19 protein-coding genes are annotated in these 19953 nt (G+C 66.4%); 9 read left to right on the top strand and 10 right to left on the bottom strand.

Annotated elements, in window-relative coordinates:
- The first annotated feature begins 121 nt into the window (after positions 1-121).
- Positions 122-1210 (top strand): site-2 protease family protein, encoded by a 1089-nt coding sequence (locus LF63_RS13970; protein WP_043104126.1) that lies wholly within the window; start codon positions 122-124, stop codon positions 1208-1210.
- A 43-nt stretch (positions 1211-1253) separates the two neighbouring features.
- On the opposite strand, the gene LF63_RS13965 is transcribed toward LF63_RS13970, so the two are convergent.
- From LF63_RS13965 to LF63_RS13955, 3 genes are all read right to left on the bottom strand, one after another.
- Positions 1254-1895, bottom strand: a complete 642-nt coding sequence (locus LF63_RS13965) for a DedA family protein (protein ID WP_043104125.1) — start codon at positions 1893-1895, stop codon at positions 1254-1256.
- A gap of 94 nt (positions 1896-1989) precedes the next feature.
- Complete coding sequence (dnaG, locus tag LF63_RS13960) at positions 1990-3708, bottom strand: DNA primase (RefSeq protein WP_043104486.1); 1719 nt, start codon at positions 3706-3708, stop codon at positions 1990-1992.
- A gap of 51 nt (positions 3709-3759) precedes the next feature.
- Positions 3760-4713: a mitochondrial fission ELM1 family protein gene (locus tag LF63_RS13955; protein ID WP_043104123.1), complete on the bottom strand. Its 954-nt coding sequence runs from the start codon at positions 4711-4713 to the stop codon at positions 3760-3762.
- Positions 4714-4918: 205 nt separating this feature from the next.
- Here LF63_RS13955 and LF63_RS13950 point away from each other — a divergent pair, with 205 nt between their 5' ends.
- Positions 4919-5476: a YceI family protein gene (locus LF63_RS13950; protein ID WP_338047266.1), complete on the top strand. Its 558-nt coding sequence runs from the start codon at positions 4919-4921 to the stop codon at positions 5474-5476.
- A gap of 46 nt (positions 5477-5522) precedes the next feature.
- Here the strand turns inward: LF63_RS13950 and LF63_RS13945 are convergent, their stop codons facing one another.
- A complete protein-coding gene (locus LF63_RS13945; protein WP_043104119.1) occupies positions 5523-6686 on the bottom strand; it encodes a Yip1 family protein in 1164 nt (387 codons plus the stop codon).
- A 194-nt stretch (positions 6687-6880) separates the two neighbouring features.
- On the opposite strand from LF63_RS13945, the gene LF63_RS13940 reads away from it, so the two are divergent.
- The 4 genes from LF63_RS13940 (at position 6881) to LF63_RS13925 (ending at position 10484) form a co-directional block, all read left to right on the top strand.
- Positions 6881-7090, top strand: a complete 210-nt coding sequence (locus LF63_RS13940) for a zinc-finger domain-containing protein (protein WP_052395284.1) — start codon at positions 6881-6883, stop codon at positions 7088-7090.
- A 124-nt stretch (positions 7091-7214) separates the two neighbouring features.
- Complete coding sequence (locus LF63_RS13935) at positions 7215-8360, top strand: glycosyltransferase (RefSeq protein WP_184655085.1); 1146 nt, start codon at positions 7215-7217, stop codon at positions 8358-8360.
- 77 nt (positions 8361-8437) lie between these two features.
- The gene (locus tag LF63_RS13930; protein ID WP_043104113.1) at positions 8438-9715 is read left to right on the top strand and encodes an O-antigen ligase family protein; all 1278 of its coding nucleotides are present in this window, start codon (positions 8438-8440) and stop codon (positions 9713-9715) included.
- A complete protein-coding gene (locus LF63_RS13925; protein WP_043104112.1) occupies positions 9702-10484 on the top strand; it encodes a glycosyltransferase family 2 protein in 783 nt (260 codons plus the stop codon). Before LF63_RS13930 ends, LF63_RS13925 begins: the two co-directional genes overlap by 14 nt.
- On the opposite strand, the gene lpxL is transcribed toward LF63_RS13925, so the two are convergent.
- A complete protein-coding gene (gene lpxL, locus LF63_RS13920) occupies positions 10469-11404 on the bottom strand; it encodes an LpxL/LpxP family Kdo(2)-lipid IV(A) lauroyl/palmitoleoyl acyltransferase (protein ID WP_043104109.1) in 936 nt (311 codons plus the stop codon). The genes LF63_RS13925 and lpxL overlap by 16 nt on opposite strands.
- A gap of 92 nt (positions 11405-11496) precedes the next feature.
- On the opposite strand from lpxL, the gene waaA reads away from it, so the two are divergent.
- A complete protein-coding gene (gene waaA, locus LF63_RS13915; RefSeq protein WP_043104107.1) occupies positions 11497-12759 on the top strand; it encodes a lipid IV(A) 3-deoxy-D-manno-octulosonic acid transferase in 1263 nt (420 codons plus the stop codon).
- Positions 12760-12832: 73 nt separating this feature from the next.
- On the opposite strand, the gene LF63_RS13910 is transcribed toward waaA, so the two are convergent.
- Positions 12833-14200 carry a TolC family outer membrane protein gene (locus LF63_RS13910; RefSeq protein WP_043104483.1) on the bottom strand — a complete coding sequence of 456 codons (1368 nt, stop codon included), beginning with the start codon at positions 14198-14200 and terminating at the stop codon, positions 12833-12835.
- A gap of 43 nt (positions 14201-14243) precedes the next feature.
- Complete coding sequence (locus LF63_RS13905; protein WP_043104105.1) at positions 14244-14903, bottom strand: protein-L-isoaspartate O-methyltransferase family protein; 660 nt, start codon at positions 14901-14903, stop codon at positions 14244-14246.
- 291 nt (positions 14904-15194) lie between these two features.
- Between LF63_RS13905 and LF63_RS13900 the strand changes: the two genes are divergently transcribed.
- Together LF63_RS13900 and LF63_RS13895 are read left to right on the top strand one after the other, a co-directional pair.
- Positions 15195-15797: a TetR/AcrR family transcriptional regulator gene (locus LF63_RS13900; protein WP_235205380.1), complete on the top strand. Its 603-nt coding sequence runs from the start codon at positions 15195-15197 to the stop codon at positions 15795-15797.
- A gap of 33 nt (positions 15798-15830) precedes the next feature.
- Positions 15831-16226 (top strand): GFA family protein, encoded by a 396-nt coding sequence (locus tag LF63_RS13895; RefSeq protein WP_043104100.1) that lies wholly within the window; start codon positions 15831-15833, stop codon positions 16224-16226.
- Positions 16227-16254: 28 nt separating this feature from the next.
- Here the strand turns inward: LF63_RS13895 and ppa are convergent, their stop codons facing one another.
- From ppa to LF63_RS13880, 3 genes are all read right to left on the bottom strand, one after another.
- Complete coding sequence (gene ppa, locus LF63_RS13890) at positions 16255-16794, bottom strand: inorganic diphosphatase (protein ID WP_043104099.1); 540 nt, start codon at positions 16792-16794, stop codon at positions 16255-16257.
- Positions 16795-16905: 111 nt separating this feature from the next.
- The gene (locus LF63_RS13885; RefSeq protein ID WP_043104097.1) at positions 16906-17730 is read right to left on the bottom strand and encodes a 2OG-Fe(II) oxygenase; all 825 of its coding nucleotides are present in this window, start codon (positions 17728-17730) and stop codon (positions 16906-16908) included.
- Between the two features lie 63 nt (positions 17731-17793).
- Positions 17794-19905, bottom strand: coding sequence for a prolyl oligopeptidase family serine peptidase (locus tag LF63_RS13880; RefSeq protein WP_043104095.1), 2112 nt, complete (start codon positions 19903-19905; stop codon positions 17794-17796).
- Positions 19906-19953: the final 48 nt, after the last annotated feature.

Below are 19953 nucleotides of genomic sequence, written 5' to 3'. Positions count from 1 at the left end.
TGACAGCGGCCTGAAGCAAAGTGTGCGCAGCGCAGCAGGCCATGGGGTGGCGGTAGGTTCCGCAACCCCATCTCGTGGATGGATTTCGCGATGGCTCGGTCGGCTTGGCCGTGTTGTAGCGATGGCGCTGCAGTTCCTGATTTTCGTCGGTTTAGGCATCTATGGGGCTAGTTTCCTGGATCGCTACGTCTTGAGTCCTGGGTTGGCGCCGATGGCTCTTTGGCTCTGGATGCTTCTGCTCATACCAGGCATTGCCATCCATGAAGCGGGTCATTATCTGGCGGCGAAGTGGAAGGGCATGTGCGTATTGCATGTTCAGGTGCTCTGTCTTCAGGTGTTGCCGAGGCGGCGCGGCGTGCGTATGCGCTGGCGTCGCATGCCGAAAGGTTTGGGGTACAGCGGGTTCGTGATGGCCTTCTGCGACCCTTCGCTGCCGAGGTGTCCGGCCCGAATCGTGATGACCGCGGGCGGACCTGGAATCAATCTGTTCTGTGCGGCTCTCCTGGCTGCGGTTGGGGCAGGATTGCCGGAAGGTTCGGTCTCGGCGTGGCTGTTCGCATTTGCTCTGGCGAATGCGTCGATTGGGCTGCAAAACCTGGTTCCTTCCAAGGGTCGAATGGTCTCGGACGGGTACAGGCTCATCCAGCTTCTGGCAATGCGCAGGAGCGCCGAGTCGACGCCGTACACGCGATTGATCGAGCATTCCTTGTTCGGTGCGACGGCGGATCAGCTTCCGGAGCGGGATCTGAACGCGCTGGAAGAGCAGCCCGCTCCGATGCCGTTTGTGGCACTGTGGTATCGCGTCAAGGCGGCGCAGATACGCGCTGCGTGGTCGTCGGTGGCATCCCTGCGTGAGCAGTTCGAGCAGATGCAGGCTGCGTACGAGCCGGCGCAGAGAGAAGCCTTGCGGGAACTCTTGCAGACGCTGTCCATCGAGATTGCCTTCAGCGAAGCGATGTCCGCGCGCGATCCCGATTATTTGCCGGAAGAGCATGAGGTGGCGCGCGAAACCTGGATGTCGCCGCATCTGGGACCGCGCTGCCTGGCATTGCGTGCGGCGCTAGCCGGGGAGTCGGTCGAGTGCACGCATCAATTGCGGTTGTCGGAGTCCTTCGCGGAGAACGACGTCGACATTTCGGTACGGCGCGGTGAGCGTCTTTTGCGCGGATACACCGTGTCGTGTGCGGCCTCAGGAACGGCTCAGGCGTAGGCGCGAAGCGGACGAAGACCCGTTCGAAGCGGTTCGAGTCGTTTCAGTCCGGCGAATTCGACGCGTTGCTGGAACGTTCGGCGCGCTTCTTGTGCCGACGCCAGAAGTAGAAGCCGATGCCGATCACGAGCACGCCGAGGACGATCCACAGGCCGGTCTGGCCGCGGTGGATCCAGGTCAGCAGCCACTGGTGGTTGTCGGCGCCGAAGTAGCCCAGGTAGACCCACACCGGCACGCTGATCAGCGCGGCCAGGCCGTCCAACAGCAGAAAACGGGTGAACGAGACGCGGTGGGTGAGGCCGGCGCTGACGAATACCGCGGTGCGCATGCCCGGCAGGAAGCGCGCGGTGAACAGCATGCGGTTGCCGTACTGCTCGAACTGCTTCTGCACGGCGCAGTAGCGCTTGGGCGTGAGCACCCACTTCAGCGGTCGTTTGTGCAGCAGGCGCACGCCGTAGTGGTGCCCGGCCAGGAACATGCCTGCGTCGCCGACCAGCACGCCGAGCATGGTCACGGCGAACATCACGTGCACGTTGGCGTAGCCCAGTCCGGCGATGACGCCGCCGGCGACCAGGGTGACGTCTTCGGGGATCGGCGCACCGATGCCGCAGACCAGCAGGGCCATGAACACGGCCAGGTAGCCGTTCTCGGCGAAGAAGGTGATCAGGCGGGTGAGCAGGTCCATTCGTGGCGTCAGGGGCCGTCCGGTGCGTGAATCGACGATCTTCCCATGGATCGCGACGCGATCACAGGCCGAACTTCATGCATCGCGGGCACGCTCAGGAGGCCTTTTTCGACTTGGCGGCAAGGCGGGCGCGCAGTTCGTCCTTGCCCGCCGCGTCGAGCTGTCCCTGGGCGAGTGCGGTCTGCAGCGCATCGATGCGTTGCAGGTCGGCCTGGCGTTCCATCTGCTTGAGCGCGTCGAGGAATTCGCTGCGCTGCATGCCGGTGTCGCCGACGACTTCGGCCATCGCCAGTTTCTGCAGGGCGGCGGCTTCCTCGCGCTCGGCGAAGTGCTCCAGCAGCACGCCGGTGCGGATGCCGGGACGGGCGCGGATCAGCTCGATCAACTCGATCAGCAGCGACACGCCGGGCTTGTCCAGCCGTGCGAAGGCGTGCGGCGGCTCCAGCTCCTCGGCCAGTTCGGGTTGCGCCAGCAGCAGAGCGATGGCGCTGCGCACCAGGGTGCGGCGCACGCTGCGCGAGGGCAGGGGGCGTTCGGCGCGCGGCGGCGCCTCGGTCTCGAAGCGGGCGTTGGCGCCGGTGCGCGCGGTCAGTTCCTGCGCCATCAGGTCGCGGAAGGCGCCATCGGGCAGGCGCGCGATCAGCGGGCGGGCGCGCTCGGCCAGGCGTGCGCGACCGTCGATGGAGCGCAGGTCGATGTCCTCGCCGAGGTGGTCGAAGAAGTAGGTCGACAGCGGCGTGGCGTCGGCCAGGCGGCGCTCGAAGCCGTCCTTGCCTTCGGCGCGGATCAGCGAGTCGGGGTCCTCGCCGTCGGGCAGGAACAGGAAGAACGCCTGGCGGCCGTCGCGCAGGCGCGGCAGCGCGGCCTCCAGCGCCTTCCAGGCGGCCGCGCGGCCGGCGCGGTCGCCGTCGAAGCAAAACACCACGTCGGGCGCGCTGCGGAACAGCCGCTCGGTGTGCTCGGGCGTGGTGGCGGTGCCCAGCGTGGCCACGGCGATGGGCAAACCGGCCTGATGCAGGGCGATGGCGTCCATGTAGCCCTCGACCACCAGCAGCCGCGTCAGCGAGGCGTTGGCCTGCTTGCACTGCCACAGGCCGAACAGCTCGCGGCCCTTGTGGAACAGCGGCGTCTCGGGCGAGTTCAGGTACTTCGGGCCGTCGCCGTCGAGGATGCGTCCGCCGAAGGCGATGACGCGTCCGCGGCGATCCATGATCGGGAACATCAGGCGCGCGCGGAAGCGGTCGTACTTGCCGCGGTCGCCGGTCGAGACCATGCCGGCCTGTTCCAGCCACTTCGCGCGTTCGGGCGTGGTGCCGAGGCGGCTCAGCAGGGTGCCGCCGCCGGGCGCCCAGCCGATGCGGAAGCGCTCGATGGTTTCGGCGTCCAGACCGCGTTGCTCGCAGTAGGCTTTGGCCTGGGCGTTCTCGCGCAGCGACTTCTGGTAGAACGTGGCGGCTTGGTCGAGCAGTTCGTACCAGCCGCTGCGGTCTTCGCGCGGGCGATGGTCGCCGCCTTCGCGCGGCACGTCGAGACCGACCGACTGCGCCAGTTCCTCGACTGCATCGGGAAATTCCAGGCGCTCGTAGTCCATCAGAAATTTGATCGCGCTGCCGTGCGCGCCGCAGCCGAAGCAGTGGTAGAACTGCTTCTGCGGGCTGACGTAGAACGACGGCGTGCGTTCGTCGTGGAACGGGCAGCAGGCGGTCCATTCGCGCCCGGCCTTCTTCAGCGGCACGCGCCGCTCCACCACGTCGACGATGTCGATGCGGGTGAGCAGGTCGTCGATGAAGCTTTCGGGAATCAGGCCGCGCATGGGACCGCTAGGATGCCACGGCGCGCCGCCGGGCGCGCGCATTTTCGACGCTCAGAAGCCCAGTCTTCGCCGCAGTTCGGCGGCGATGGCGGCGGTTTCGCGCAGCGGTGCGGCGGGCGCGTCGGCGTCGTCGTCGAGGTCGTGCAGCAGTCCGCGCCGGCGCAGCGCCGCGTGGAAGTGCGCGAGCTTGGGCGGCAGCGTGTCCAGCGCAGGCGTGTGCACGGGGACGCCGGTGGCGGCCGCTTCGGACAGCATGTTCACCGAGTCGGGCGTGACGATCAGACGGTCGGCCCAGCCGAGCACGCCGGGATAGGGGTTGGGGCCATCGTCGGCGTTGCGCCAGAACAAGCCGGGCAGCGCGCCCAGCGCCGCGCGCATGCGCCCGAACCACGCGTCGGGCGTGCGCCGCGAAGCCAGCAGCAGCACGCTGCCGCCATCGCGGGCTTGCCGTGTCCGCAGGGAATCGATCAGTCGGTCGATTTGCGCGTCGTCGAGCGTCGCGCCGCGGCGCGGGCCGCCCAGCAGCACGCCCAGACGCGGGCCGGGCCGTTCGCCGAGGTGCGCGAAGGCGGCGCGGCCGGCGGCCAGCCAGGCGTCGTCGATGGGATGCAGCGAACCGAGCGGCGTCAGCACGTTGGGTCCGGTCAGGTCGTCGTGCTCGGGGGCGATCACGACGTCCCAGTGACGCGGGTCGATGCGTGGGTCGAGGATCTGCACGCTGCGCGTCGCGCCAGAGGAGATGTCCGGAAGCAGCCGTGTGAGCAGCGCGGCGGCGCGACCGCAACCGATTGCCAGCGTCGGCCACGGCGGCATCAGCAGGTGGCGATGTGCCGCGGCCACGGCGAGACGTCCGCCGGGCAGGCGCCGCGGCGCCAGCCACGACCACGGCGCGCGCAGCGGCAGCACCAGATTGCGCGCGGACAGTCCCAGCGCCTGTGCCAGCGCTAGGGCCTGACGTTCGTTGCCGGCGGCGCCGTCGGTGATCACCCAGCAGTCGTTTGGCACGTCGGCAACGGGTTTTGTATCGTTTTCGAGCACAGTCTGTTCTCGGCTCAGAGGGTGGAAGGGTCGCACGCGGACCGTACACTGGGAAACGCCAACGTCGTGACGCGGTCTGCCGTGCCCGACGTATGTCCACATCAAGGAGTCTGATTCCATGCGTAGCCTGTTCGCCACTCTGCTCGTCGCTCTGCTGGTCGCCGCTCCGGCGATGGCCAAGCCGGTCACCTACAAGCTCGATTCCGGCCACACCCAGATCCGCGTGGTCTGGAACCACTTCGGGTTCTCCAACCCCAGTGCCAACTTCACTCATATCACCGGCACGCTGGTGTACGACGCCGCCGACCCGGCCAAGTCGTCGGTGAAGGTCGACATCCCGATGTCCGGTCTGGACACGCACGTCGCCAAGCTCGACGAGCATCTGAAGGGTGCCGATTTCTTCGACATCGCGAAATTCCCGACCGCGCACTTCGTCAGCACCAAGGTAACGCCGGCGGGCGAGGGCAAGCTGACCGTCGAAGGCAATCTCAGCGTGCACGGCATCACCAAGCCGGTGACGCTGCACGTGACCGTCAACAAGGTCGGCATGCAGCCGATGCTGAAGGCGCCGGCGGCCGGCTTCGACGCCACCACCACGCTCAAGCGCAGCGATTTCGGCGTGGGCGCCTATGCGCCGATGGTCAGCGACGAGATCAAGGTGCACATCACGGTCGAGGCGCTGGGCGCCGAGGCCTACGCCAAGATGCAGAAGATGATGAAGGGCGAGTGAGTTCGCCCGCGCCCGCCGCCGTGATGGGCGGCGGGCGCGTTCGCGTTCAGTGCGCGTCGGCGCCGCTGTCGCGCAGTTTTTCCAGGGCGTCCAGGTCCACCGCGTCCACGGCGTCCTTCAGAACGTCGAAATTCTTCACATGGCCACGTGCGCGCACCGCGTAGCGACCGGCGATCAGCACCGCGTATTCGCCGCGGTGGGTCTTGTCGTTCCAGCGCTCGTGCACGATGCGGTCGCCATCGTGGCGCACCTTCTCGAAGCCGTCGTCGGTGACCGTTTCCATGTCCCGCGTGATCATGCCGCTCAGCGCCAGCAGCGAGCGCGCGCCGCCGGTATCGGTGAGGGTCAGGTCGACGCGCTGGTCGTCATCGCCACTGTAGGTGGCTTCGGCCTGACTGATCTGCATGTTCATCACGTCCTGGCGACTGGCGCGGGCGTTGCTGCGCTTCAGATCGTCCAGGGACTCGGGCAGCATCGTGCGCATGCGATCGGGCGCCAGCGACTGGATGTGCTCGGCGCGGGTGGTGTCGTCGGTCATGCCGCTGCTGCGGTCGTTCGCACTCGCCGTCGCGGCGGCTTCCGTGCGTGCGTCCCGATCCGCGCGCTGGTGCAGGTGGTGCATCATCGCGCCGGCGCCGGTCAGCGCGGCGAGGAGGACGCCGAGAATCCAGCTCAGTACGAAGGCGATGACCACGCTGAGCGCGGTGTAGCCGAGGCTTTTCTCGCGCGGGCACTGCATGGTGTGCGGCAGGCCGAGGTAGAGCAGGTAGATCGCGTAGAGACCGCCCGCCAGCATGATCAGCCAGCCCAGCCAGGGAATCACGACGGCGATGCCCGCGACCCAGGAGGCGGTCCAGGCGTAGGCAGTCACCTTCAGCGCTTGGATGCGGTCCTTGCGTCCCTCGAAGGTCGGCGCCAACGCATCGATGATGCTGGCGATGACGTAGACCAGCACCAGGCTGAGCAGGTAGCCCAGCACCAGCCGCGCCAGTCCGCCGCCGATCGGCGCGCGGGCGAACACCCCGAACACGTGGTAGCCGATCAGGCTGGACTTGATGAACTGGAACACCACCGGCACGGCGGCGAGGATGAGGATGTAGCGCTTGTACAACGAGGCGACCGATTCGGCTTCGCCGGCGATCACCGGCCACTCGCGGTTCGGTTGCAGCAGAATCCCCTTGACGCGGGACAGTAGTCTGTCGAAATCCATGGTGTTCTCCCTGAGGTGTGTCTGCGGCCACGTCAACGGCCGCGCGACGCGCCTTCGCCCCCTGCTGCGCGTTGCCTGCATTCTAGGGCATCGCGCGCGGCTTCGATTCGGCCGTATGCACTAGCTGGGCCGTGCCGCAGCGCGCCGGCCTGCGGTACCATGGCGGTCTGACTTTTCCACCGTGGAGTGTCCCCATGCAGCGTCCAGATCCGGCCGCGGAAAAACTGGTGCCGGCCAATGCCGAACATCGTTACAAAGTGACGCGCAGCGACCTGCCGTTGTCGTGTCCGATGCCCGGGATGTACCTGTGGAATTCGCACCCGCGGGTGTATCTGCCGATCGAGGACGAAGGCGGGACCGCCGTATGTCCCTATTGCGCCGCGCAATATGTGCTGGCTGACTGAAATCTGCGCTTTGAGTCACAAAAATTGCCTGCAATTCGGCATGTTTCTTGCTTGACTTCGTAGGGATGCTTGGGACATAGGCATTGACGCCATGTACAACACCGGGCCACAGAGTCCCTTCAACATGCCAAACCGGGAACTCGACGCCACCCGGTCGTCCACGCCGATGACCGTGGTCCAGCTGATGCCTGCCATGCATTCGGGCGGGGCCGAGCGTTCGACCCTGGAAATCGCCAGCGCGCTGGTCGCCGCCGGGCATCGCTCGGTGGTGATCTCGGCGGGCGGACGCCTGGTGGAGGCGCTGGAGCAGGGTGGCAGCCGCCACATCACGCTGGACATCGGCCGCAAGTCGCTGGGCGTGTTCGGCAAGGTGCGCGCCCTGCGTCGTCTGCTGCGCGAGATCAAGCCCGATGTCGTGCACGCGCGCTCGCGCCTGCCGGCCTGGATCGGCTATCTGGCCCTGCGCGGTCTGCATCCGCGTCCACGCTTCGTCACCACCGTGCACGGCCTGAATTCGCCGGGGTTCTACAGCGGCATCATGCTGCGTGGCGACCGCGTGATCGCGGTTTCGCAGAGCGTGCGCGATTTCGTCATCAAGCACTATCCGGATTTCGACCGTTCGCGCCTGGAAGTGATTCCGCGCGGCGTCGACAGCGCAGCGTTCCCCTACGGCTACCGGCCCGAGGACGAATGGCGCGAGCGCTTCTTCAGCGAATACCCCGAACTGGATGCGTTCCCGCTGCTGACCCTGCCCGGACGCGGTACGCGCCTGAAGGGCCACGACGATGCGATCGAACTGCTGGCCGGCCTGCACAGTCGCGGCATCGAGGCGCGCCTGCTGCTGCTGGGCGTGATCGAGCCGGGCCGCGAGGCCTACGTCGCCGAGCTGCGCCAGCGCATCTCGGTGCGTGGCATGGACGGCAAGGTGGTGATGACGCCGCCGCGGGACGACGTGCGCGACATCTTCGCGGTCTCGTCGTTGATCCTGCAGCTGTCGAACAAACCCGAATCGTTCGGTCGCACGGTGATCGAAGCGGTCTCGCTGTGCCGGCCCGTACTGGGCTACGCGCATGGCGGCGTCGGCGAACTGCTGGCCGAGCTGTACCCCGCCGGCCGCGTGCCGCTGGGCGACAAGGAGCGGCTGGTCGAACGCGCCGCCGAGCTGTTGCGCCTGGCGCCGTCGATCGCGCCGCTGGACCGCTATCGCCTGCAGGACATGCAGCACGACGTGCTGCGCCTGTACGGCGAACTGCGCGAACACGTGGACTGAAAGTCCGGCATGCTTGCGCATGGCTGCGCGGGGGACGGCTGGCCTACAATCGTCCTTTCTCCCGCGATGCGACGCGCATGTCCGACTCCTCGCCCCTGAAAGCCGCACTGCGTTCGCCGTTGCTGCCGTTCTGGCTGGTGGTGGCCTTGCTGCCGTTCGGCCGTGCCAGCGAACTCGGTACGCTGTTGTGCCTGTTCGGCAGCGTGATGCTGTTCCTGCGCGAACCGGATGCGCTTTCCGATCACGCCGGCGCGCGTCTGTTGCTGCTGCTGTTCGCGGCGTATTTTCTGGCCGCCTTGCTGTCGGCGCTCGACAGTGTCGCGCCGGGTCGCAGCTGGATCACGGTGGCCGGCATCCTGCGCTATGCCCCGCTGGGCATCTACGCCTGTTTCGCGATCCGCCGTCTGCCGCGTCTGCAGGTCATGTACGCGGCCTGCGCGGTCGTCGTGGCGCTCTGGGCGCTGGATGCCTGGGTGCAGATGCTGACGGGCTGGAGTCTGGGGGGCCATGCCGCGCCGCAGCGTCTGTCCGGCATCTTCGGCGCGCACGACCTGAAGCTCGGGCCGGTGCTGGCGAGCCTGTCGCCTTTCGTGCTGTGGGCGGCGCGCGAGCGCTGGAAGGGGCTCGGGCTGGGGCTTGCCTGGCTGCTGCTGCTGGGGCCGATCCTGCTCGCCGGTTCGCGTGCTGCGTGGCTGACGTTCGCCCTGGTCACGCTGGCCTTTGCCGCTCTCGAAGCACGCACGCCAAGGCGCTTCGCGTTGCTGTGCGGCGGCGGACTCGCGGCGCTGGCGCTGGTGGTCGGTCTGGCCTGGCAGTTCTCGCCGCGCTTCGAGGCGCGCATGACGCGCAGCATGCAGGTGTTCAGCGATCGCGAGTCGCAAGTCAATGCGGCGCTGAGCGGACGGCTCGATATCTGGGACGTCGCCGCGCACATGTATGCGGGGCATTCGATCAACGGCGTCGGCGTACGTGGCTTCCGCTACGCCTATCCGGACTACGCGCCGAAGCACGATCATTTCGTCGTCAGCAATGAAGCCTGCGGCCCGGGCGCCGGGGCTTGCCATGCGCACCAGCTACTGTTGGAGATTGCCAGCGAAACGGGGACTCTCGGGTTGCTGTTGTGGTTGGCGGCCGTCGTCGTGGCTGTTCGCGCCTGGCGGCGCGTGGGTCCTGCGGCGCGGCGGAGGGCCTTTCCCGCCACTGTCGCGCTTGGGGTCACGCTGTTCCCGCTGAACACGCATCTGGCCTTTTATTCGGCCTGGTGGGGTTTGCTGTTCTGGTGGCTGCTGGCGTTGTGGTGCGCAGCGTTGTTCGTGGTCGAGGACGTACCGGAGGGGACGCATGCCCGCGCGTGAGCCGCTGTCCGTGGTGATCATCACCTACAACAATGCCGATACGCTGGAGCGTTGCCTGCGGGAGGTCGACTGGGCCGACGACCTGATGGTGCTCGACTCCGGTTCCAGCGACGAGACCGTGGCGATCGCGCGCCGGCACGGTGCGCGCGTGGCGACGCATCCGTTCGACGACTATGGTCCGCAGAAACAGCGCGCCATCGATATGGCGTTGCACGATTGGGTGTTGAACCTCGATGCCGATGAAATTCTCTCGCCGGGAACGCGCGGAGTGATCGAACAGGCACTGGTCGCTCCAACGGTGGCCGGCTATCGACTACCGCGGCGCGAGCGCATGTTCTGGGGCGTGCAGCATCGCAACAGTCATCGCAACGGACATCTGCGTTTGTTCGATCGCCGTCGCGGTGGCATGAACCACGTGGAAGTGCATGCTGCGGTCGAAGTCGACGGGCCGGTACGGACGCTGCATGCGGCGGATTTCATCAATGATGGGGATGCCGACATCGCCGCGCGCGTGGAAAAGATCAATCGCTACTCCAGCGGTCTGGTTGCGAACAAGCTGCGTCGACGCCAGCGTTTCACTGGCGTGCGCATGGTGCTCTATCCGCCGGTGTTCTTTCTGCGGCAGTACCTGTTCAAGCGCTATTTTCTAAGCGGTTGGGCCGGGTTCGTGGCCAGCGCAACCGGTGCGTTCTACGTCTTTCTGAAATACGCCAAGTTGTACGAAGCGAGGCGCAGTGCGCATGGCGGCGACGATCAGCCGCGCGTGTAGATCGGCGGTTCGCCTGGCGGTCGTGTCTTGAAGCGCTTGTGCACCCATAGGTACTGCTCGGGCGCTTCGCGCACCATCTGTTCGATGGCGGCGTTCACGCGCGCGGTGTCGTCGACGATGTCGTCGCTCGGGAACGGTTCGAGCGGTGCGCCGATGCGGATCGCGTAGCCGCGGCCGTGGTCCAGCCGACGATGGAAGAAGGGCAGCACGCAGGCGCCCGAGAGTCGCGCCAGGTGGTGCGTGGCGGTGATGGTGGCCGCCGGCACGCCGAAGAAAGGAACGAATACGTTGTCCTTGCTGCGCATGTCCTGGTCCGGCGCGTACCACAGCGTGCCGCCGCTGCGCAGGTAGCGTACGGTGCCGCGCAGGTCGTCCTTGTCGAACATGGCTTCGGCGTAGTCCAGGCGCGCGCGCAATACGGCCCACTCGAACACGTCCGAATCCATGCGCCGGTACATGCCGGCGATGCGGATGCGGCTGGATACCAGTCGCGCGCACAGTTCCAGGTGCGAGAAATGGCCGCCGACCAGTAGCACGCCGCGTGATTGCGCCTTGGCCGCTTCGAGATGCTCCAGGCCTTCGATGTGCACGGGGATGCGCGCCACGGCCGCGTCGCTGCCCATCCAGCCGACGGCGAACTCGGCCAGCATCATGCCGAGATCGCGCATGTGCGCATCGACGAGCGCCTTCTGCGCGGCCGCGTCGCGTTCCGGAAAGCACAGCGCGATATTGCGTTCGGCGATCGGCCGGCGGGCGTTCGGCACGCGGTTGATGAGTGCGCCCAGCAGCCGTCCCATGCCCAGCAGCCAGCGATACGGCAGGCGTGCCAGCAGCCACGTGCAGCCGAGTCCGATCCACGCCGGCCATTGGGTCGGGCGGAGCAGGGCGGGCTGGAAGAATGGACGGGGGGCGCCGGGCATGGACCGTCGATTGTAGTCAATGCGCGCCGCTTGCGGGGATGGCGCGGCAGGCAATCGCTATACTGGCGCGTCGAACCGCTCCGGAGCCGCGCTTGCGCCTGCTGTACACCCTCGCCATGTTCATCGCCACGCCGCTGCTGATGCTGCGGCTGTGGGCGCGCGGCATGCGCTACGGCGATTATCATCAGCGCTGGCGCGAGCGCTTCGGCCTGTTCGCGAGTCCGGCGTTCAAGGGGCGCAGTCTGTGGGTGCACGCGGTCTCGCTGGGCGAGGTGAATGCCGCCGAGCCGCTGATCAAGGCACTGATGGCGCGCTACCCGGACTGGCCGATGGTGGTGACGACCGTCACGCCGACCGGTTCCGAGCGCGTGCAGCAGCTGTTCGGCGACAAGGTGTTCCACGTCTACCTGCCGTACGATCTTCCATTCTCGGTCCAGCGTTTTCTCAAGCGTGTGCAACCGCGTCTTGCAGTGATCGTCGAGACCGAGATCTGGCCGAACCTCTACGCGGCCTGCCACAAGCGGGACATCCCTCTGCTGATCGTCAACGCGCGTCTGTCGCGCCGCTCGCTGCGCGGCTACATGCCGTTGCGCTCGCTGGCGCGGCAGGCGCTGCATTGCGTGTATCACGTGGCTGCGCAGTCGCTGACCGATGCGGCGCGGTATCGCCTGCTCGGCACGCGGCGCGAGTCGATCAGCGTGGCCGGTAACCTGAAGTTCGACATGCCGCTGCCCGACAACCTCGTCAGCGAGGCGCAGGCCATGCGCGAAGCCTGGGGCGAGCAGCGTCCGGTGTGGATCGCCGCCAGCACGCACGAGGGCGAGGAAATGCTGGCGCTGGAAGCGCATCTGGAGATCCTGCAGCGTTTCCCGGACGCGCTGTTGCTGCTGGTGCCGCGGCACCCCGAGCGGTTTCGTGCGGTCGAGCACAGCATCCGCGGTCTCGGGTTCCGTATGGCTTCGCGCAGCGGGGATCGTCTGCCGGATGCGGCCACGCAGTGCTTCCTGGTCGATGCGATGGGTGAGCTGATGCGTTTCTACGCGGCGGCGGACGTGGCGTTCGTCGGTGGCAGCCTGGAGCCGATCGGCGGCCACAACCTGCTGGAACCGGCCTCGCTGGCCAAGCCGGTGCTGGTCGGGCCGCACACGTTCAACTTCCAGGGCATCACGCGCGGGTTGCTGCGCGTGGACGGCGCGCGGCGCGTCACCGCGCAGAACCTGGGCGCCAGCGTGCGCGAGCTGTTCGAGCAGGCCGACGTGCGCGAGCGTATGGGGCGCGCGGCGCGCGAGGTGTTTGAGCATGAGAGTGGCGCGGTGGGCCGCATCATGGCGCGCATCGAGCCGCTGCTGGAGTGATCTCTGCGGTGTGTTCCGGCACAAAAAAAGACCGGCGTTGTGCGCCGGTCTTTTTTGTGTTTCGAGGAACGCTTCAGGTTCCGTCCGGTGTTTCGAGCAAGGCGTTGACCGCTTGCAGATCCTTGACGGTGATCGTGCCCGCAGCCTGTTTCAGCAGCAGTTGATTGAGCACGAACTGGTGACGTGCGCGCGAGTAGCTCTGCTGGGCGTTGGTCAGGTTCTGTTGACCGATCAACACATCGACGATGGTGCGTGTGCCGACCTTGAAGCCGGCTTCGGTGGCCTCAAGCGCGCTTTGCGACGATTGCACGGCCTGGCGCGTGGCTTCCACTTCGCTGATGCCGGCGATCACCGAGCGGAAATAGTTGCGGGTATTGCGGATGGTCTGGCGGCGTTGCGATTCCAGTCCATCCTTCGAGGCGTCGCGCTGGGCGATGGCCTGACGAACCTGCGATTGCACCAGTCCGCCGGAGAAGATCGGTACGCGCAGCGTGAGTCCGAAGGTGGTGTCGCTGGGCGTCGAGGTGTTCAGCGTGCCGTTCTCGCTCCAGGTCGAACTCTTGCCGTAGGACACATTGGCGCTGACGGTCGGCAGGTGGCCGGCACGAGCCGAGCTGATCTGATAATCGGCTGCGTCGACGTTGTACTGCTGCGCCATGATGCTCGGATTGTTCTGTAGCGCCGTGTGCACCCAGTCCGACACGTCGTTGGGTACCGGTGGCTGCAGGGGCACCTGGTCGCGCAGTACTTTGAGATTGTTGGCGGGTTCGCCGGTGATCTGCGTCAGGGCCTCGCGTGCATCGTCGAGGGTGTTCTGCGCGCTGATCAATTGTGCGGTGGCCGAATCGTGCTGCGCCTTGGCGTCCTGCACGTCGGTGATCGCGGAAAGTCCGACCTTGAAGCGCTGCTGTGCCTGGTCCAGCTCACGAGCCAGCGATTTCTCCTGCGCTTTGCTGAAGTCGACTTCGTCCTTCGCGGTCAGCACGTTGAAATACGCCGTAGCCACGCGCACGATCAGGTTCTGCTGCTCGGCCGTCAGCTGGGCGTTCTGGCTGTCGGCCTGGGAGTGCGCGGACTTCAGGTCCTCGTAACGGCTGAGGTCGAATACGCTCTGGCTCAACGTCAGCGACAGATTGCGGCTGCGCAGATAACCGGTGGCCGGGGTCATATACAGCTGACCGGTGCTCTGGTCGATGTAGGTGCCGGACGAACGACCGCGATTGTCCTGGGTCAGTCCGAGGCTGGCGTCGATCTGCGGGAACAGGGCGGCGCGCGCCTGGTTGATGCCCTCGTGCGTGCTGCGTGCGTTGGCCTCGGCCAGGGCCAGCTGCGGATCGTTCTGGCGCGCCTGCTGGTAGGCCTGCATCAGATCCTCGGCGTGGGCCATGCCGGGCATGGCGGCGGTGATGGCCAGGGCCAGCAACACGGGTTTCAAGCGCATGGAATGTCTCATCGGGGCATCGTCCTCGTGACTGCGCGGCACGTCAAAGCGTGAACCGCGATTCCGGTTGTGCATTCTTCAGATACGGCAGGTCGGTCTCGAACAGGCTTTCTTCGCGATACCGACCGTCGCCCTCGTGGTGCAGCAGCACGGCTTCCATGATCGGCGCATGACCGCGCACCGCGAACATGCGGCCGCCCGGCTTCAGCCAACGACTGAAGCGAGCGGGAACCTCGACCACCGCGCCGGTCACCACGATCACATCGAAAACGCCCCCGGGCTGGTATTCGTTGACAGCCTCGGCGTGGATCAGTTCGACATTCTCGATGGACGCGGCGCGCAGGCGCTCGCCGGCGCGCGCGGTGAACTCGGCGTGCATCTCCACGCTGGCCACGCGGCGCGAGAGTGTCGCCAGGCAGGCGGTCACGAAGCCCGAGCCGGTGCCGATTTCCAGCACATCTTCCGTGCCGGTCAGGTTCAGCGCCTGCAGCATGCGGCCTTCGAGCACCGGCTTCATCATGCTTTCGCCGTGCCCCAGGGGCAGGGCGAGATCGGCGAACGCGAGGTTGCGATAGGCGTCGGGCACGAAGTCCTCGCGTCGCACGCGGCCCATGACGTCGAGGACGCGGGGATCGAGCACTTCCCAGGAACGTACCTGGTTTTCGATCATGTTCTGGCGGGCCAGTTCGAGATTCATGGTCATTTTGCGTACGCGCTGGAAACGAGCGTGGAATTATAGGGTCGTCGGGTTTCCCGAGCCATGCATGCGGCCGTACACCGCACCACGTCTGCGCATCGTGGGGGCTGGGCGCAAGTCGCCGAAGTGCCGGAAGTCACCGTGTCCGCGGACGGTCGGACGTGTCCGCGAGCGGACACATCGCGGTGCTGGAAATAAATGAACCGAACCGTATAATAAAATCAATTGTTTGTGTTGCGAAACCCCCTGCTTATGAACACGATCGTCAAATGTCAGCGTCCGGGCCGTCCGAAGGACATGGAGAAACGCGCAGCGATTCTCGACGCGGCCCAGGACCTGTTCACCGATCAGGGTTTCGAGCACACCAGCATGGATGCGGTGGCCTCACGGGCCGGTGTCTCGAAACTCACGGTCTACAGCCACTTCGGCGACAAGGCCACGCTGTTTCGGGAAGCCGTGCGTGCGCGTTGTCAGGCGATGGTGCCCGAACAGCTCTACGGCATGCAGGACGGCGACACGCTGCGCGAGGCGCTGCTGCGCATCGCTCGGCATCACGCCAAGCTGATGAGCAGCCCGGAAACCATCGGTGTGTGGCGCGCGATCACCAGCGACTGCGCCAGCGGCGGGCCGCGCCTGGGCCAGATGTTGTGGGAAGAAGGGCCGATGCGTTCGCGGCAACTGATGACGACGCTGCTGCAGGAGCGTGTCGATCACGGCGAACTGGTGATCGATGACGTGGATCGCGCCGCCGGCCAGTTCCTGACCCTGCTCAAGGGCGATCTGCATTTCCGTCGGCTGCTGGGCTGCGTGGACGACCGCTGTCCGCAGTTCCGCGAGGAGATGGACGCGAACGCCGAAGCCGCGGTGGATATGTTCCTGCGCGCCTATGAGCCGCGCTGATCCGCATGGCGTCGCCATGAGCGTGGTGCGTCGGTGAGCGAATACCGCGGCCGTTGCCTATGCGGCGCCGTGACCTACGTTGCGCGCGGCGAGCCGGTGAATCCGCACTATTGCCACTGCGATGCGTGTCGCCGCAGTGCGGGCGCGCCGGTGGTGGCCTGGGTCAATTTCGCCGAAAGCGATTTTTCATGGCAGGGCGACGAACCGACCTGGTTCGCGTCGTCGCCGGGCATGCGGCGCGGCTTCTGCGCGCGCTGCGGCAGCACGATGTGCACGCTGGAGGACGACGGCGAGGTCTGCGTGACGATCGCCAGTCTGGAGCATCCTGAGGCCGTGGCGCCGCGCTATCACATCTATGTGCAGCACACGCTGCCGTGGCTGAAGCAGGACGACGGCCTGCGGCGCGAGGTGCGCGAGGACCGGCGCTGACCGGCCCCCGCACGAATCGTACGGACGATCAGGAAGCGCTGGCTTCGCGGTAGCGCTCGATGCCGGCGGCCAGTTCCTTGCGCGCCGCCTCGGCGTCGGACCAGCCGTCGAGCTTGACCCACTTGCCTTTCTCCAGGTCCTTGTAGTGCTCGAAGAAGTGACCGATGCGCTCCAGCCAGTGACCGGACACCTTGTCGATGTTGTCGATGTGGGCATAGCCGCTGAAGATTTTCGCGGTCGGCACCATCACCAGCTTCTCGTCGCTGCCGGCCTCGTCGGTCATCTGCAGCATGCCGACCGGATGGCAGCGGATGACCGAGCCGGGAACCAGCGGCAGCGGCAGGATCACCAGCGCGTCGAGCGGATCGCCGTCGCCGCCGAGGGTCTGCGGCACGTAGCCGTAGTTGCACGGATAGCGCATCGGCGTGGTCAGCACGCGATCGACGAAGATCGCGCCGCTTTCCTTGTCGACTTCGTACTTGACCGGCTCGGCGTCCTTGGGAATTTCGATGATGACGTTGTACGCGCCAGAGGCTTCGTCGCCGGCGTTCACGAGGTCCAGACTCATGAGAGATAGTTCCTTGGGTGCATGCAATGCGGGGGCGCGAAAGCATAGGGCAAACCGTTATGCGCCGCAAAAACGGCTTGTTGCTTCAGCTAGCTAAGCGCGCACGCGGCATCATTTGAACGGGTGTTCGCGGATCCATTTGGTGGCGATCCACTTTTCGCCTTCGGTGACCGGCAGCCCAGCGTGCAGCGACTCCTTGTCGTCCTGCTCATAGGCGAAGTAGAGCGCCGAGCCGCGTCGCGCGGTCACGGTTACGCCGACATTGGGGAAATGCGTGCCGCCGCCGCCGGTCGGCGTGTTCAGGTACATGATGATGGTGGCCACGCGCTGGCCGCCCTTGTGCGTGACCAGCCGGAAGCCTTCCTTGGTGGAGTCGAACCAGTCGAAGTGCGGTTCGTACTTCTGGCCGGGCAGATAGTGCAGCACCTGCAGGGCTTCTCCGTGATCGGTCGGCAGGCCGGTGAGCGCGGCGATGCGCGCGTCGATGCGCTCGATCAGGGGCGTCTCGCCGGGCTTGAAGAACATGCCGCTGCTGGTGCGCGCCTCGTCGACCTGGTTGCCGCCGTCCTGGCTCACGGTGAGCGAGCGGTCCAGACGCGGCTTGGCCAGTTCGATCAGTTCGTCGCACTCGTCGTCCCGCAGCAGATGTTCGAGGATGCGGATCGGCGGCTTGTCGATGCACATGGAAATGGCGATGGCGTGGCCTTCCGCCACCTGTTCCGGCGGCTCGGGGTGCCGGGTCCGCTTTCCAGGAGGGCGTTTGACTTCCACGTCCAGGGCCAGGGCCGGGCGCTTGAGCGTCTTGGCCAGGATCTGCCGCGCCTGGCGCGACTCGTAGCCGGCCCGCAGCATCATCAGCAGAATGGTTTCGATGTCGTGACCCGCGCGCGAGGAAGTCAGAATCCAGTCGCGGAGGCTTTCGTCGTGTTTGCTCATGACCGCCGATTGTAATGACGAACGGCGCCGCAATGCGACGCCGTTCGCGGACATCGCGTCCGATTACTGCAGCTGGTCCCAGAGGAAGTCCCAGGCCATCGCGTGCATGTGCGCGGACTGCTTGTTGTCCGCGCCGGCGCCGTGACCGCCTTCGGTGTTCTCGTAGAACCACACGTTGTCGTAGCCCATGCCCAGCATTTTCGCGGCCATCTTGCGCGCCTGGGCAGGACCGACGCGGTCGTCGCTGGTGGTGGTGTAGAACAGCACCGGCGGGTAGTGCATGCCCTTCTTCACCAACTGGTAGGGCGAGAACATCTTGATGTACGCCCACTGCTTGGGATCGTCGGGATTGCCGTACTCGCCGATCCACGATGCGCCGGCGTCCAGGTGGATGTAGCGCTTCATGTCGAGCAGCGGCACTTCGCAGGCGATGGCGCCGAACAGCTGCGGGTAACCGACCAGCATGTTGCCCATCAGCAGACCGCCGTTGCTGCCGCCTTCCGCGCCGAGATGGGCCGGCGAGGTGACGCCGCGACGGATCAGATCCTGCGCAACCGCCGCGAAGTCCTGGTAGGCCTTGGGCCGGTTGGCCTTCAGCGCGGCCTTGTGCCAGCGCGGCCCGTATTCGCCGCCGCCGCGGATGTTGGCGATCACATACACGCCGCCGCGTTCAAGCCAGGCGCGGCCGATGGCGCCGTTGTAGCGCGGCAGCAGCGAGACCTCGAAGCCGCCGTAGCCGTACAGCAGGGTGCGGTGGGAGCCGTCCAGCTTCATGTCCTTCGGGTCGATCTCGAAGTAGGGCACGCGGGTGCCGTCCTTGGAGGTCGCGAAGTGCTGGCTGACGGTGAACTTCGAGGCGTCGAAGAAGGCCGGGGCCTGCTTGATCTTCTCGGCCTGGGTCTCGCCGATCACGCCGCGCTCGAGCGTGGCGGGCGTCAGGAAGCCGGTGACGTCGAGCCAGTAGGCGTCGTCCCGGTCGGGGTCGGTGTCCACCACGCTCACCGTGCTCAGCGCAGGCGCGCCGGCCAGCGGCTTGCGCGTCCACGAGCCGTCGGCCTGCGGCGTCAGCACCTCCAGTCGACTCTGCACGTCCTTGAGGGTGTCCAGGATCAGGTGGTGACGGGTCCAGTCGAAGGACGACAGCGCGGTGTGCTCGTCCGGCGTGAACAAGGCCGTGAAGTCGCGCTTGCCGGCCATGAACTCGTCGTAGTGGATGGCCAGCAGCGCGCCGGCCGGCCAGGTCGTGCCGCCGACGGTCCAGGCCGATTTGGTCTCCACCAGCAGCCACTGGCGATGGACGTGCACGTCGGCGTCGCCGGGCACGTCGATGCGGATCAGCTTGCCGTGCTTGAGCTGGTAGGTGGTGCTGTGGAAGAAGTCGTGGGCAACGGTGACGAAGTCGCGCTCGAAGCCGGGCGTGCGATGGTGCGAGGCGGACACGGCCAGGTCATTGGGCTTGCCGGCGTAGACGGTCCTGGCGTCCTTCAGCGGCGTGCCGCGCGTCCACACCTTGGCGATGCGCGGATAGCTGGAACGGGTCATCGAGCCGGGACCGAAGTCGGTGCCGACGTAGATGTGGTCGCGATCGATCCAGTCGACCTGGGTCTTGGCGACCGGCAGGCGGAAGCCGTGCTTCACGAAGCTGCGGCTGGGGATGTCGAATTCGCGCGTTTCCACCGCGTCGCCGCCGTCCGGCGACAGTGCGATGAGGCAACGCGTGTAGTCGGGCTTCAGGCAATCCGCGCCCTTGAAGACCCGCGCATGGCCCTCGGCCTTGCCGAGTGCATCGACGTCGAGAATCGTCTGCCATGCCGGATCGGCCTTGCGGTATTCGGCCAGCGTGGTGCGGCGCCACACGCCGCGCGGATGCTGCTTATCCTTCCAGAAGTTGTACAGGTAATCGCCCATGCGGTAGACGTAGGGGATGCGTGCGTCCGAGTCGAGCACCTGCAGGATCTGATCGCGCGTGCGTGCGAACTGCGCGCCTTCGGCGAAGCGCTTCTCGGTGCGGGCGTTCTCCCGCTGCACCCACTGCGTCGCGCGTTCGCCGTGGGTCTGTTCCAGCCAGAGGTAGGGGTCCGCAGCAGACTTGCCTTGCGCGGGTGGTGTGGCATGCGCCGCCTGTGCGCCGCCGAGCAGCATGCCGAGCGGCAGAATCAGACCGAGCTTCCTCATGTGTCGCCTCCTTGGGTGGTGTCGCCGACCAGTATGAGCGGGCCGGCA

This window comes from Oleiagrimonas soli, from assembly GCF_000761445.1.
GTDB lineage: Bacteria > Pseudomonadota > Gammaproteobacteria > Xanthomonadales > Rhodanobacteraceae > Oleiagrimonas > Oleiagrimonas soli.
The sequence above is the reverse complement of the archived record's forward strand: the minus strand, read 5'-3'. Positions and strand labels throughout refer to the sequence as shown.

Bases quoted from the DNA above. Each gene is read 5' to 3' on its own strand.
- dnaG (WP_043104486.1), bottom strand. From the start codon at position 3,708: ATGCGCGGCCTGATTCCCGAAAGCTTCATCGACGACCTGCTCACCCGC.
- LF63_RS13925 (WP_043104112.1), top strand. From the start codon at position 9,702: ATGCCCGCGCGTGAGCCGCTGTCCGTGGTGATCATCACCTACAACAAT.
- LF63_RS13945 (WP_043104119.1), bottom strand. From the start codon at position 6,686: ATGGATTTCGACAGACTACTGTCCCGCGTCAAGGGGATTCTGCTGCAA.
- LF63_RS13880 (WP_043104095.1), bottom strand. From the start codon at position 19,905: ATGAGGAAGCTCGGTCTGATTCTGCCGCTCGGCATGCTGCTCGGCGGC.
- LF63_RS13910 (WP_043104483.1), bottom strand. From the start codon at position 14,200: ATGCGCTTGAAACCCGTGTTGCTGGCCCTGGCCATCACCGCCGCCATG.
- LF63_RS13970 (WP_043104126.1), top strand. From the start codon at position 122: ATGGCGCTGCAGTTCCTGATTTTCGTCGGTTTAGGCATCTATGGGGCT.
- LF63_RS13900 (WP_235205380.1), top strand. From the start codon at position 15,195: ATGGAGAAACGCGCAGCGATTCTCGACGCGGCCCAGGACCTGTTCACC.
- ppa (WP_043104099.1), bottom strand. From the start codon at position 16,794: ATGAGTCTGGACCTCGTGAACGCCGGCGACGAAGCCTCTGGCGCGTAC.
- LF63_RS13885 (WP_043104097.1), bottom strand. From the start codon at position 17,730: ATGAGCAAACACGACGAAAGCCTCCGCGACTGGATTCTGACTTCCTCG.
- LF63_RS13950 (WP_338047266.1), top strand. From the start codon at position 4,919: ATGGCCAAGCCGGTCACCTACAAGCTCGATTCCGGCCACACCCAGATC.
- LF63_RS13935 (WP_184655085.1), top strand. From the start codon at position 7,215: ATGCCAAACCGGGAACTCGACGCCACCCGGTCGTCCACGCCGATGACC.
- LF63_RS13940 (WP_052395284.1), top strand. From the start codon at position 6,881: ATGCAGCGTCCAGATCCGGCCGCGGAAAAACTGGTGCCGGCCAATGCC.
- LF63_RS13905 (WP_043104105.1), bottom strand. From the start codon at position 14,903: ATGACCATGAATCTCGAACTGGCCCGCCAGAACATGATCGAAAACCAG.
- LF63_RS13965 (WP_043104125.1), bottom strand. From the start codon at position 1,895: ATGGACCTGCTCACCCGCCTGATCACCTTCTTCGCCGAGAACGGCTAC.
- LF63_RS13930 (WP_043104113.1), top strand. From the start codon at position 8,438: ATGTCCGACTCCTCGCCCCTGAAAGCCGCACTGCGTTCGCCGTTGCTG.
- lpxL (WP_043104109.1), bottom strand. From the start codon at position 11,404: ATGCCCGGCGCCCCCCGTCCATTCTTCCAGCCCGCCCTGCTCCGCCCG.